Here is a 13,152-nt window from a genome sequence, read left to right on the forward strand (position 1 = left end):
CGGCGGGGGGGGGGGGGGGGGGGGGGGCCGCGGGGGGGGGGGGGGGGGGGGGGGGGGCCGGCCCCCCCCCCCCCCCCCCGCGCACTACCGGGCGAGGGCCGCTGCGCCCCTCCACCCCGCGGGGACATGCCCCAGCCGCACCCGCTGCGGGTGGTCGCCCACCGCGACCGACGCCACCTCGCGGCCGGTGGCGAAATCGATCGCCGTGACCGAGTCCGAGCCGCTCTCGGAGACCACGCAGGACTTCCCGTCCCCGCTGACCGTCGCCCAGTACGGCTTCGACACCGGGACGAGCGGACCCTCCTGGAAGGTCTCGCGGTCCACGATCGTCGCGTAGTCGTCCATCGTGCCGGCGACGCAGAGCTTGTCACCCTCGGGGCTCATCGAGATGCCGTGGTGCCGGGAGTCGTTGACCCAGGTGGTGCGGTTCTCGCTGGTGGCCGGGTTCTTGGGGAGCACCTTCTCGCGGAGGATGCGGTCGTTGGCCACGTCGTACTCCAGGAAGCCGTTGAAGAACGACACCTGGAAGTAGACCTTCGACTCGTCGGGCGTGAAGGCCACCGGCCGCACCGCGTCCGACAGGTCCTTGCGGCCGAACGTGTCGAGCCGCTGCCGCATGTCGATGACCTTCACCGTCTTGTACGTGGTCGCGTCCACGACGGTGAGCTTGCGGTCGCCCTTGGTCCAGTCGAAGAACGGATCGTCCAGCGCGGTGGTGACCTCGCCGATCGCCGAGTTCCAGATCTGCTTGCCGTCCGCCGTGAAGACGTTCTCGTGCGGCTTGTCGCCGGTCTTGAACGAGCCCGTCTGGCGGCCGGTCTCGATATCCAGGACATGCACCGTGTTCGACGTGGACGCGGACACGGCGACGCGCCGTCCGTCCGGGGACACCGCCATGTGGTCCGAGCGGAACCCGGATACGGCGAAGCGCCAGTTGATCTTGCCGGTGGTGACGTCGATCGAGACCACGTCGGCGAAACTCGGGCGGGACACGACGATGGCCGAGCCGTCCGGCGTGGAGTACATGTCGTCCACGAGCTGGTCGTGGCCCTCGCCGACCGACAGCCGGATACCGAGGAAGTACGCCAGCTTCACGGGGTTCAGGTAGATCTCCCGCATCCGCTCGTCCTTGTCGGGGACGACGTTGATACGGCCGATCTTCGTCAGCGACCCGGAGGATTCGAGGACGTCCGCCGTCCCCTCCCAGTTGTTGCCGACCAGGAGGACCTCGCGGAGCCCTTCCCCGGACGCCGCCGGGGTGGCCCGGGCAGCCGTAGCCGGGCGCGCGGCAGCCGGTGGCGCGATGGCGGCACCGGCCACGAGCGACGCGGCGAGGAGTGCGAGAGTGCAGGGATGTGCTGTCTTCACAGAGGGACTCCTGAGGCATGGGGCAGGAGGGAGACACGCGTTACCGGCGGTAAAGTACTGGTCGGCCGGGACGCCTGACCAGATGTCGAACCGGACTTCCTGCCGCACCGCCCCCCGCTCACGGTCCCAGCCGTGCCGCCCGCATCCGGAGGTAGCGCGCCTCGGGGATGCTGAGGGTCTGCTGGGCGGCCCGTTGGTACGCGGCCCTCGCGCCCACCGCGTCGCCCGACCGTTCCAGCAGATGGGCTCGTACCGCCTCCAGCCGGTGACGGCCTGGTTGCCGGTCCGCCGGCCCGTCCGCCGACCGGCGCTCCAGACGGGACACCTCGGCCAGCCCGGCCTCGGGTCCCTCGGCCATGGCGAGTGCCACCGCACGGCCCAGCTCCGCCATGGGGTCGGGGGCCCGGGACACGAGGACGTCGTAGAGGGCGAGGATCTGCGGCCAGTCGGTGTCCTCGGCCCGTGCCGCCTCGTCATGCAGCGCGGCGATGGCCGCCTGGAGCTGATAGGGGCCCGCCGGGCCTTCGCTGAGCGCCTCCTCGACCAGCGCCGTGCCCTCGGCGATCGCCGCGCGGTCCCAGCGCCCCCGGTCCTGTTCGTCCAGCGGGATCAGCTCCCCGTGCGGGCCGGTACGGGCCGCGCTCCGAGCCTGAGTGAGCAGCATGAGCGCCAGCAGCCCGGTGACCGCGCCTTCGCGCGGCAGCAGCGCGCGCACCGCCCGAGTGAGCCGGATCGCCTCATGGGCGAGGTCCGTGCGCTGGAGTGCGGCTCCGGAGGTGGCCGTATAGCCCTCGTTGAAGATCAGATAGAGGACCTGGAGTACGGCCGCCAGCCGCTGGTCGCGGTCCTCGGGGCCCGGCGGACGGAAAGGCACGTCCCTGATCTTCGCCTTGGCCCGGCTGATCCGCTGCGCCGCCGTCGCCTCAGGCAGCAGCAGCGCGCGGGCGGCCTCGGCCGTGGTCAGACCCCCGACCGCCCGCAGGGTGAGCGCGATCTGAGCGGGCGGCGTCAGGGCGGGATGGCAGCACAGGAACAGCAGCGTCAGCGTGTCGTCGGCGGACGGTGCCCGGCTCTCGCCCGGAGGCGGCGCCGCCAGCCCGTCCCTCGGGGTGAGCCGCGCGGCGGCCTCCTCGCGCCGCCGCCGCGCCTCGTCGGCGCGCAGCTGGTCGGCCAGCCGGCGCGAGGCCACCTTGATCAGCCAGCCGCGTGGATTGTCCGGCACCCCTGCCGCCGGCCACTGCCGCGCGGCGGCCAGCAGGGCTTCCTGCACGGAGTCCTCCGCCTCGGCGAAGTGCCCGTAACGGCGCACCAGCGCGCCGAGGACCTGCGGCGCGTGCAACCGCAGCAGGTCCTCGGTGGCCGTGCCCTGGTCCGGGTCCTGGTCCGGACCGCCGCTGTCCGCGCCCGGGTCCCGCCTCGGCCCGCTCACGTGCACAGATCGCCGCCGCTCTCCTGAATCTGCCGGATGACCACGGGATAGTCGGGCGAGCCCGCCGGGACCGGGCACTGGGCGACGCGCGCCGCGATCTCCGTGACCCGCTCCAGGCTCTCGCAGTCCAGCACCCAGTACCCCGCGAGCAGTTCCTTCGTCTCGCTGTAGGGCCCGTCCGAGATCACCGGCCGCCCGTCGTCGCCCGCCCGCACGAACCGGGTCTGCACAGGCTCGGCCAGGCCCTGGGCGTCCACCAGCTCCCCGGACTCGGCGAGGTCGTCGTTGACGGCCTGCATGAAGGCGAACATCGCCTGGAGGTCCTTCTCGCTCCAGACCGGGCTGTGCTCGGAGCCGTTCCCGCGCATCGCGTCGTAGTCGGCCTGCGAGCCCTGCACCATCACCAGGTACTTCATGATTCCGCTCCCTCGGGTGTGTGCCGCCCCTTGTGGGCGACTCTCGCAGGAGACGTCGGAGCCGTCGGCGGTTTCTCGACACCACGCCGGAGACTTTTTTCGGCGCTTGCGGGACTGCTCCTCACTGCTCCGGATCGGGGTGCGCGGCCCGGGCGTTCAGCAGCAGCTTGCCCGTGGGGGTGCCGCCGCGAGGAGTTCGACGCCCGCTTCCCGGGACTGCTCGCCCTGGTCACGCGGGCCGAAGCCCCTCCCGCGGGGGACCTCCGCCGGGAGGGCTGACGCGCCCTCCCCGCGGAGGCGGTGCTCAGGGCGCCGCCGCGTCCAGCATCGGGATCAGGTGCTCTTCCTCGTAGCGGAAGTGGTCCTCGATCGCGGCCGTGAGCCGTTCCACCTCCGCGCGCACCCGCACCGGGTCCGGCTGCCCGTCGGTGACGGTGGCGCGCAGTTCTTCGAGCAGCTCCGCGAGCTTCAGATGCTCCTGGCCCAAGCGCTCCAGTACGGGGGCCAGCTCCGGGTGGCGCCCGGCGAGGAACGGGAACAGCCCGGCGTCCTCGCCGGTGTGATGGTTGTGCAGCCCCTGGCAGGCCGTCAGGCAGTTCACCCGGAGCTGAGCGCCCAGCGGGGCACCCCCGGGAGCCAAGGGCCCGGCGAGCTCCTGGCGGATCAGCGACAGCTCCCTGCGGAACCCGTCGTGCACCGCCTTCACGGCGGCACCGAACGACGGCGCCGCGATATCCGGTGGGCCCGGTATCTCCTGGAGTGCCACGACCGGGATGACCCGGTCTGTCCTGGCCTGGTAGTCGGACCAGCCCGGGTCGCTCTCGACCGCGCGGGCGAAGGCGCGGTCCCGTTCATCGCCCGTCAGGACCTCGGCTTCGGCCTCGTACCTGAACACACCGGCCTCGACCGAGACGCGTGGATGGGCGACGAGATTGCGGAACCAGTCCGGGTCGCGCGGTGCGCCGCCCGCCGACGCGATGACCAGGACGCGGCCGTCGCCGTCCGGCAGATAGCCGAGCGGGGTGGTGTGCCGGGTGCCCGTCCGGGCGCCGGTGGTGGTCAGCAGGAGCAGCCGACCACCTTCGAAGGGGCCGCCGACCACTCCGCCGTTCGCCCGGAACTCCTCGATGACCTGCTGATTGAAGTCGTTCTGCATGCGCGGGACTTGTCTCTCTTTCTTCTCTCGCTTCGTGTGCTTGAAGGGGGGAGGGAGAAGAAAGAGCGCGGCGGGCCTCTAGCCCGCCCCGGCCTCACGCCAGGGCCGGGTACCCCACTCGCTTGTGGCCCAAGGCCGACCCGGCAGTCACGAAAGCGAACTTACGGGGATGAACACGCCGCGGCAACGCCATTTCCGGCTGATGCGGACGGCTCCGCCGGAAGAGAAGGAGGTCACAGAGGGGAAGGTCACATACGCCGCCTCTGCTGCTCATCCGCAGGCCTGACCTAGCATCCGAGCATGACCCTTGTTCCCGATGACGGGCTTTCGCTCGCCGCCGAATTCCCGGACGCCACCCATGAGCAGTGGCAGCGCCTCGTGGAGGGCGTGCTGCGCAAATCGGGCAAGGACGTATCAGGCGCGGCGGCCGAGGACGCGCTCTCGACGGCGCTGGAAGACGGACTCGTCGCCCGTCCCCTCTATACGGCCGGCACGGCTGATGCCGCGGACACGGCCGGCACCGTCGGCGGCTACCCGGGCTTCGCCCCGTATGTACGCGGCAGCAGGCCGGCCGGCGGCTGGGACGTACGCCAGCGCCACGAGCTCTCCGACCCCGCCCGGGCCAACGAGGCGATCCTCGCCGACCTGGAGAACGGTGTCACCTCGCTCTGGCTGACCGTCGGCGGTTCCGGGCTGCCCGTCAGCGGCATGGCCCAGGCCCTGGAAGGGGTCTACCTCGACCTGGCCCCGGTCGCGCTCGACGCCGGAGCCGAAACCGACGCGGCCGCACGCGAGTTGCTGCGGCTGTACGAGGAGAAGGGCGTCGCCCGCGAGGCGGCGCGCGGCACGCTCGGCGCCGACCCGCTCGGGTACCAGGCCCGCACCGGGCAGCCCGGTGACACCGGACCCCAAACCAGCGCTGTCGTGGAGCTGGCCAGGCGCTGCGACCAGGACTACCCGGGGCTGCGGGCGCTGACCGTGGATGCCCTGCCGTACCACGAGGCCGGGGCCTCGGCCGCCCAGGAGCTGGGAGCCTCCCTCGCGACCGGCGTGGCGTATCTGCGCCTGCTCACCGAGGCGGGACTCACCGCGGACGCCGCCTGCCGCCAACTGGAGTTCCGTTACGCGGCCACCGCCGACCAGTTCCTGACCGTCGCCAAGCTGCGCGCCGCCCGGCTGCTGTGGGCGCGGGTGGCCGAGGTGTGCGGGGTCAGCGCCACCGGCGACGCGGGGGCGCAGCGCCAGCACGCCGTCACCTCGCCGGTGATGATGACCCGGCGCGACCCGTACGTGAACATGCTGCGCACCACGATCGCCGCACTCGGCGCCGGTGTCGGCGGGGCCGACGCCGTGACGGTGCTGCCCTTCGACCACGAGCTCGGCCTGCCGGACGCTTTCGCCCGCCGTATCGCCCGCAACACCTCCTCGATCCTGCTGGAGGAGTCGCACCTGGGCCGGGTCGCCGACCCCGCGGGCGGCTCCTGGTACGTGGAGCGGCTCACCGGTGAACTCGCCGAAGCCGCCTGGGCGTTCTTCCAGGAGCTGGAGCGCGCCGGCGGCATGGCGGCGGCGCTGCGCTCGGGCCTGCTCGGTGAGCGGCTCGCGGCCACCTGGCAGGAGCGCAAGAAGAAGCTGGCCAGCCGCCGTGAACCCATCACCGGCGTCAGCGAGTTCCCGCATCTGGCCGAGAAGCCCGTGGAGCGCGAGCCCGCGCCCGTGTCCGCACTGTCCGGGGGCCTGCCGAAGGTCCGGCGCGACGAGGACTACGAGGGGCTGCGCGCCCGTTCCGACGCGCACCTCGCCGCCACGGGCGCCCGGCCGAAGGTCTTCATCGCAGCGCTCGGCACGGCCGCGGCGCACACCGCGCGGGCCACGTTCGCCTCGAACCTCTTCCAGGCGGGCGGTGTCGAGCCGGTCCACGACCCCGTCACGGTCGACGCGGGCACGGCGGCGGAGGCCTTCACCCGCAGCGGTGCGACCGTCGCCTGCCTCTGCTCCAGCGACGCGCTGTACGGGGAGCAGGCTGCCGAGGTCGCCAAGGCCCTCAAGTCGGCTGGTGCCGAGCGGGTGTTCCTCGCGGGGAAGCCCGGCGAGTACACCGACGTCGACGCCTATATCTTCGCGGGCTGCGACGCGGTGAGCGTCCTGTCCTCCGTACTCGACCGCATGGGAGTCGCGGCGTAATGCAGATCCCTGACTTCACCGAGATCGGTCTCGGCTCCGGGGTGCCGTCCCCGGCCGCCACCGAGGAGCAGTGGCGCGCGGCCGTGAAGGAGTCGACCGGCAGCAGCGTCGACGACCTGCTGTGGGAGACCCCGGAGGGCATCGGCGTCAAGCCGCTGTACACCGGCCGCGACCTGGAGGGCCTGGACTTCCTCGGCACGTACCCGGGCGTGGCGCCGTATCTGCGCGGCCCGTACCCGACGATGTACGTCAACCAGCCGTGGACGATCAGGCAGTACGCGGGCTTCTCCACGGCCGAGGAGTCCAACGCGTTCTACCGGCGCAACCTCGCCGCCGGGCAGAAGGGCCTGTCGGTCGCCTTCGACCTGCCGACCCACCGCGGCTACGACAGCGACCACCCGCGGGTGACCGGTGACGTCGGCATGGCCGGCGTCGCCATCGACTCCATCTACGACATGCGGCAGCTCTTCGACGGCATCCCGCTGGACAAGATGACCGTGTCGATGACGATGAACGGCGCCGTGCTGCCGGTGCTCGCGCTCTACATCGTGGCCGCCGAGGAGCAGGGCGTACCGCCCGAGAAGCTGGCCGGGACCATCCAGAACGACATTCTCAAGGAGTTCATGGTCCGCAACACGTACATCTATCCGCCCCGGCCCTCGATGAGGATCATCTCCGACATCTTCGCGTACACCTCGCAGAAGATGCCGCGCTACAACTCCATCTCCATCTCCGGCTACCACATCCAGGAGGCGGGTGCGACGGCCGATCTGGAGCTGGCGTACACGCTCGCCGACGGTGTGGAGTACCTGCGCGCCGGGCGGGACGCGGGTCTGGACGTGGACGCGTTCGCGCCGCGGCTCTCGTTCTTCTGGGCGATCGGCATGAACTTCTTCATGGAGATCGCGAAGATGCGGGCGGCCCGGCTGCTGTGGGCCAGGCTGGTCAAGCAGTTCGACCCGAAGAACGCCAAGTCGCTGTCGCTGCGCACCCATTCGCAGACCTCCGGCTGGTCGCTCACCGCGCAGGACGTGTTCAACAACGTCACGCGGACGTGTGTGGAGGCCATGGCCGCCACCCAGGGCCACACCCAGTCGCTGCACACCAACGCCCTGGACGAGGCGCTGGCGCTGCCGACCGACTTCTCCGCCCGTATCGCCCGCAACACCCAGCTGGTGCTCCAGCAGGAGTCGGGCACCTGCCGGGTGATCGACCCGTGGGGCGGCAGCGCGTACGTGGAGAAGCTGACGTACGACCTGGCGCGCAAGGCCTGGCAGCACATCCAGGAGGTCGAGGCGGCCGGCGGTATGGCGCAGGCCATCGACGCGGGTATCCCGAAGCTGCGTGTCGAGGAGGCCGCGGCCCGTACCCAGGCGCGGATCGACTCCGGCCGCCAGCCGGTGATCGGCGTCAACAAGTACCGGGTCGAGAACGACGAGGCGATCGAGGTACTCAAGGTCGACAACTCCTCGGTGCGCGCCCAGCAGATCGCCAAGCTGCGGCGGCTGCGCGAGGAGCGCGACGAGGCCGTCTGCCAGGACGCGCTGCGGGCGCTGACGGAGGCCGCGGGGCGGGGCTCGGGCCCCGGTCTCGAGGGCAACCTGCTGGAGCTGGCCGTGAACGCGGCCCGCGCCAAGGCGACCGTCGGTGAGATCTCGGACGCCCTCGAGAAGGTGTACGGGCGGCACGCGAGCCAGATCCGGACGATCTCCGGTGTGTACCGCAATGAGGCAGGGGAGTCCCCGTCGGTGGACCGCACACGCGCCCTGGTCGACCGCTTCGAGGAGGCGGAGGGCCGCCGCCCGCGCATCCTCGTCGCCAAGATGGGGCAGGACGGGCATGACCGCGGCCAGAAGGTGATCGCGACCGCCTTCGCCGACCTGGGCTTCGACGTGGACGTCGGCCCGCTCTTCCAGACGCCCGCCGAGGTGGCCCGGCAGGCGGTCGAGGCAGACGTGCACGTGGTGGGCGTCTCCTCGCTGGCGGCAGGCCATCTGACCCTCGTTCCCGCGCTGCGCGAGCAGCTCGCGGAGGAGGGCCGCGAGGACATCATGATCGTCGTGGGCGGGGTGATCCCGCCGCAGGACGTGCCCGCGCTGCTGGAGATGGGCGCGACGGCTGTGTTCCCGCCCGGCACGGTCATCCCGGACGCGGCCTACGACCTGGTGCGGCGGCTCGGCGCGGCGCTGGGCCACCCCGAGCTGTAGCGGCTGCCGGCGTATGCCCATCGACATCGACAGCTATGTGAAGGGTGTACTCGACGGGAAGCGGGCGTGGATCGCCCGCGCCATCACTCTCGTCGAGTCCACCCGCCCGGACCACCGCGCACTCGCCCAGCGGCTGCTGACGGAACTGCTGCCGCACACCGGCGACGCACGGCGGATCGGCATCAGCGGGGTGCCCGGAGTCGGCAAGTCCACCTTCATCGACGCCTTCGGCACCATGCTCACCGGCCTGGGCCACCGGGTCGCGGTGCTGGCCGTGGATCCCTCGTCCACCCGCACCGGCGGTTCGATCCTCGGCGACAAGACCCGTATGGAACGCCTCGCCGTGGACCCGGCGGCGTTCGTCCGGCCCTCGCCGAGTGCGGGCACGCTGGGCGGTGTCGCCAAGGCGACCAGGGAGTCCATGGTCGTGATGGAAGCGGCGGGCTACGACGTGGTGCTGGTGGAGACGGTCGGCGTCGGCCAGTCCGAGACCACGGTCGCGGGGATGGTCGACTCCTTCCTGCTGCTCAGCCTGGCCCGTACCGGCGACCAGCTCCAGGGCATCAAGAAGGGCGTCCTGGAACTGGCCGATGTCATCGCGGTCAACAAGGCGGACGGCCCCCATGAACGCGACGCGCGGGCCGCTGCCCGTGAACTGGCGGGCGCACTGCGTCTCATGCATCCGGCGGACGCCGCCTGGACCCCTCCGGTGCTGAGCTGCAGCGCCCGCGAGTCGACCGGCCTGGACACGGTCTGGGACCGTCTGGAGCAGCACCGCACTCTGCTCGACGCGGGCGGCAGGCTCGCTGCCAAGCGCGCTGAGCAGCAGGTGGAGTGGGCCTGGAGCATGGTGCGGGACGAGCTGCTGGGCCGGCTCCACTCCCACCCGCTCGTACGCTCCCTCGCGCCCGTACTGGAGCGGCAGGTGCGCGACGGGGAGCTGACGGCGACGCTGGCGGCGGAGCGGATCCTGGGGGCGTTCGGGGGCGCGTCGGAGGACCAGGCGCGGGGCGCCTGAGCCCTTTCTCGCACGGCGAAGGCCCCGGTACCGGGCGCCTGAGCACGGCAGCGGCCTGAGCACAGGCGCGGGCAGGCACGGCGAAGGCCCCGGCGGTCAGGTGCCGGGGCCTTGCGCGCTGAGGTCACATGGTCAGCGGGCCGTGCCGAAGTCCTGCGTCCAGTAGTCGTTCGGCTGGGCGAGGCCGACGCCGATCTCCTTGAACTCGCAGTTGAGGATGTTGGCCTTGTGGCCGGGGCTGTCCATCCAGCCCTGCATGACGCTCTCGGGGGAGTCGTACCCGTAGGCGACGTTCTCGCCGTACGTGCTCCAGTTGTAGCCGGCGCGCGTGATCCGGGTGCCGGGGTTCGAGCCGTCGGAGCCCGTGTGGGACATGTTCTTGTGGGAGGCCATGTCCTCGCTGTGCGCCTGGGCGGCCTTGCTCAGCTTGGCGTTCAGCTTCACCGCCGAGCATCCGGCCTTGCTGCGCTCGGCGTTGACGAGGGCCACGATGCGGGCGACGTCACCGGAAGCCGGGGCGGCGGACTCGGAGGCGGAGGGGCTGGACGGCGTGGGGGAGGCCGTCTTCGTGGCGCTGGGCTTCGAGGCGGGCTTGGAAGCCGGCTTCGAGGCAGGCTTCGAAGCGGTGGGCTTCGGCGCGCCGGTGGCCTCAGCGGGCTCGGAGGGCTCGGAAGGCTCGGAGGGGGCGGCGGACGGGGCGGCGGACTCCTGGCTCTCCTGGCCCTCCGCGCCCTTCCTCTTGTCCCACCACTTCTCGTGGGAGCCGTCCCAGTTCCACCGCTGATTGGAAGCGGCGGTCTTCCAGTCGTCGCCGTCGCCCTGCCACTGGTTCTGCCGGCTCTCAGGCCGACCGCCCGGCTGGTCCATGCACGCCATGGCGGCTGAGGGCACACCTACTGCCGCCACCGCGACTGCCGCGATCGTTATTTTTCGGTAGTACGTCTTCCTGCGGTGCTTGCTCATGTGTGACCTCACTCTTGTGCGCGGAGCGTCCCCGTGAGCGGCCAACCCGGGCACGGAACCTGTGCCTGAGCTGCGGGGACGCCTTTGCGGTCGCCATTCTTAGAAGCGCCGCCAGCGCAGGGCAACGAGTGTCGGTACTACCCCGGCTCGTAGGGTTGGACGGCTCTTGCCAGGGGCGTACGGGCGTGCTGGCCCGCGGGCAGGGGCTCCCGCCAGGACCTGTTGCTCCGTCAGTAACACCTATGCGCCCGCGAAACGGGCGAAAGGCCCGAGCCAGCCGAATGGCATCGAAGACGGTGCGAGAGGGGAGTGGGTCAAGACGGACAAATATCCTTATGTCTACCTGACGCCATCTACTACCGGTCGTCCTAGTGGGGTGGGATCGCGTGAGTGATGTCACGCGTTCGGCCGGAAATGGGCCGGTGTGAGGGGAACCGGATGCGGTGCGGCGGCGTCCCCGGGCGGCGCTCGGACGGTACCGGTGGCGTTGCATGCGCGAACCACGGGTGCGGTGGATTGCTTCCGGGGGGATGTAAATAATTCTTGACTTGATGTTGTCTTCTTCTTACATTCCGAGTGTTAAGTTTCTTTGACACCACGACGGCGGGAGGGCATCGCCATGGCCATCGAGGAGAAACGCGCCTGGATCCTGGGAGTGGTCGCGATCGCCGCTTACGGCGTGTATCTGGCCCTGGTGCTGGGGCGGGCTGAGCACACACCGCTCGCGGATGTGGAGTACGTACCGGCGCTGCTGTGGACCGTCGGCGGCTCCATCGCGGCCTCGATAGCGCTCAGTGTCGCGGCGGCACTCACCTCGCCCCGGGACGAACGGGGGAAGGACCAGCGGGACCGGGAGATCCATCGTTTCGGGGAGTACACCGGGCAGTCGTTCCTGGTGATCGGGGCCGTCGCGGCGCTGGTCATGGCGATGGCCGAGGCGGACTACTTCTGGATCGCCAACACGATCTATCTGGCCTTCGTGCTGTCGGCGGTCCTCGGCTCCCTGGCGAAGATCGCCGCCTACCGACGGGGCTTCCAGCCGTGGTGAAACCGACCCGCGTCACCAACTCGATCCGAGCCCTGCGCTTCGCACACGGCGAGATGACGCAGATGGAGCTCGCCGAGCGGATCGGCGTGACCCGCCAGACCGTCCTCGCCATCGAAAAGGGCCGCTACTCGCCTTCGCTCGAGCTGGCGTTCCAGATCGCCCGGGTCTTCGGGGTGCCGCTCGACGAGGTGTTCCAGTACCCCGACAGTCCGGGAGAGGCATTGTGAAAGCCATCGTGCAGGACGTGTACGGCTCCGCCGACGTGCTGGAGCTCAGGGAGATCGACAAGCCGGCCGACCCGGCGATCGGTGGGCAGGACGTACTCATACGGGTACGCGCCGCCGCCGTCGACGCGGGCGTCTGGCATCTGATGCGGGGCCGGCCCTATCTGGTGCGCCTGATGGGCTATGGGCTGCGCGCACCGAAGGAACGGGTCAGGGGCCGTGAGGTCGCGGGCCTGGTCGAGGCGGTCGGCGGCGGGGTGACCCGGTTCCGGCCGGGCGACGAGGTGTTCGGCTTCTGCGAGGGAGCCTTCGCCGAGTACGTACGGGCACCCGAGGACCGGTTGCTGGCGAAGCCCACGAACCTCAGCCTCGAGGAGTCGGCGGCCGTCCCCATCTCCGGGGTCACCGCACTCCAGGCCGTACGCGACGTGGGACAGGTCCGGCCGGGGCAGCGGGTGCTGGTCATCGGCGCGGCAGGCGGCGTCGGGACGTACGCGGTGCAGCTCGCGAAGGCGTACGGGGCGCTCGTCACCGGGGTGTGCAGCACGGCGAAGACGGAGCTGGTGCGGTCGATCGGCGCGGACGAGGTCATCGACTACACCCGCGAGGACTTCCCCTCGGCGGGGCGCTACGACGTGATCGTGGACACGGCCGGCCACCGGTCCCTGACCCGGCTGCGCCGCGCGCTCGCTCCCCGGGGCACCCTGGTCATCGTCGGCAGCGAGGGCGGCGGCCGCTGGCTCGGCGGTACGGACCGGGTGCTGCGGGCCGTGCTGCTGTCGCCGTTCACCGGGCAGCGGTTGCGCGGTCTGGTGTCGGTGGAGCGGTCGGCGGATCTTGAGGTCCTGCGCGGCCTCATCGAGGCGGGGAAGGTGCGCCCGGTCATCGACCGGACGCACCCGCTGAGCGAGGTACCCGAGGTGATCCGCCATCTGGAGCGGGGCAATGCCCGGGGCAAGACGGTGATCTCCGTGTGAGCCGGGAGCAGCCGGGGCGGGTGCCCGGCTGCCCCCGGCCGACGGAGGTCACGTGCCGGCGTCACGTCACATGTGACCGCCGGCAGGTGTCAGCCGTGAGCCGTCAGCCGGAGATGCGGTAGCCGAAGTTCCCGCCGCTCGCCTGGCCGCCGAGGGCGGCCA

The 13,152-nt window shown here is 71.2% G+C and carries 11 protein-coding genes; 6 read left to right on the forward strand and 5 right to left on the reverse strand.

From position 1 onward, the window contains the following. Positions 1-84 precede the first annotated feature (84 nt). The 4 genes from ACFWI9_RS27830 to ACFWI9_RS27845 all read right to left on the reverse strand — a co-directional run bounded on the left by ACFWI9_RS27830 (position 85) and on the right by ACFWI9_RS27845 (position 4,369). Entirely contained in the window at positions 85-1,368 is a 1,284-nt protein-coding gene (locus ACFWI9_RS27830; RefSeq protein ID WP_387166101.1) for a YncE family protein, read from the reverse strand. Positions 1,369-1,486: 118 nt separating this feature from the next. Further along, a complete protein-coding gene (locus ACFWI9_RS27835) occupies positions 1,487-2,716 on the reverse strand; it encodes an RNA polymerase sigma factor (protein WP_387166123.1) in 1,230 nt (409 codons plus the stop codon). 77 nt (positions 2,717-2,793) lie between these two features. Beyond that, complete coding sequence (locus ACFWI9_RS27840) at positions 2,794-3,213, reverse strand: YciI family protein (RefSeq protein WP_387166103.1); 420 nt, start codon at positions 3,211-3,213, stop codon at positions 2,794-2,796. Positions 3,214-3,517: 304 nt separating this feature from the next. After that, positions 3,518-4,369, reverse strand: coding sequence for a nitroreductase/quinone reductase family protein (locus ACFWI9_RS27845; RefSeq protein ID WP_387166105.1), 852 nt, complete (start codon positions 4,367-4,369; stop codon positions 3,518-3,520). A 300-nt stretch (positions 4,370-4,669) separates the two neighbouring features. Here ACFWI9_RS27845 and ACFWI9_RS27850 point away from each other — a divergent pair, with 300 nt between their 5' ends. Genes ACFWI9_RS27850 through meaB form a run of 3 tightly spaced genes read left to right on the forward strand, consistent with a single transcriptional unit; the run spans position 4,670 to position 9,778 of the window. Continuing rightward, positions 4,670-6,553, forward strand: a complete 1,884-nt coding sequence (locus tag ACFWI9_RS27850; protein ID WP_387166107.1) for a methylmalonyl-CoA mutase family protein — start codon at positions 4,670-4,672, stop codon at positions 6,551-6,553. Further along, positions 6,553-8,760, forward strand: a complete 2,208-nt coding sequence (gene scpA / locus ACFWI9_RS27855; protein ID WP_387166109.1) for a methylmalonyl-CoA mutase — start codon at positions 6,553-6,555, stop codon at positions 8,758-8,760. The genes ACFWI9_RS27850 and scpA overlap by 1 nt, the downstream gene beginning before the upstream one ends. Positions 8,761-8,773: 13 nt before the next feature. Further along, positions 8,774-9,778, forward strand: coding sequence for a methylmalonyl Co-A mutase-associated GTPase MeaB (gene meaB, locus ACFWI9_RS27860; RefSeq protein WP_387166111.1), 1,005 nt, complete (start codon positions 8,774-8,776; stop codon positions 9,776-9,778). Positions 9,779-9,910: 132 nt separating this feature from the next. On the opposite strand, the gene ACFWI9_RS27865 is transcribed toward meaB, so the two are convergent. Beyond that, positions 9,911-10,741 carry a CAP domain-containing protein gene (locus tag ACFWI9_RS27865; protein ID WP_387166113.1) on the reverse strand — a complete coding sequence of 277 codons (831 nt, stop codon included), beginning with the start codon at positions 10,739-10,741 and terminating at the stop codon, positions 9,911-9,913. Between the two features lie 619 nt (positions 10,742-11,360). Between ACFWI9_RS27865 and ACFWI9_RS27870 the strand changes: the two genes are divergently transcribed. The 3 genes from ACFWI9_RS27870 to ACFWI9_RS27880 are packed head-to-tail and all read left to right on the forward strand — an operon-like array spanning position 11,361 to position 12,990. Continuing rightward, a complete protein-coding gene (locus ACFWI9_RS27870; RefSeq protein WP_387166115.1) occupies positions 11,361-11,789 on the forward strand; it encodes a hypothetical protein in 429 nt (142 codons plus the stop codon). Next, positions 11,783-12,016 carry a helix-turn-helix transcriptional regulator gene (locus ACFWI9_RS27875; protein ID WP_387166117.1) on the forward strand — a complete coding sequence of 78 codons (234 nt, stop codon included), beginning with the start codon at positions 11,783-11,785 and terminating at the stop codon, positions 12,014-12,016. The genes ACFWI9_RS27870 and ACFWI9_RS27875 overlap by 7 nt, the downstream gene beginning before the upstream one ends. Beyond that, complete coding sequence (locus ACFWI9_RS27880; protein ID WP_387166119.1) at positions 12,013-12,990, forward strand: NAD(P)-dependent alcohol dehydrogenase; 978 nt, start codon at positions 12,013-12,015, stop codon at positions 12,988-12,990. The genes ACFWI9_RS27875 and ACFWI9_RS27880 overlap by 4 nt, the downstream gene beginning before the upstream one ends. Positions 12,991-13,152: the final 162 nt, after the last annotated feature.

The sequence above is a fragment of the Streptomyces sp. NPDC127084 genome (assembly GCF_042724175.1).
In the GTDB taxonomy this organism is placed as follows: domain Bacteria; phylum Actinomycetota; class Actinomycetes; order Streptomycetales; family Streptomycetaceae; genus Streptomyces.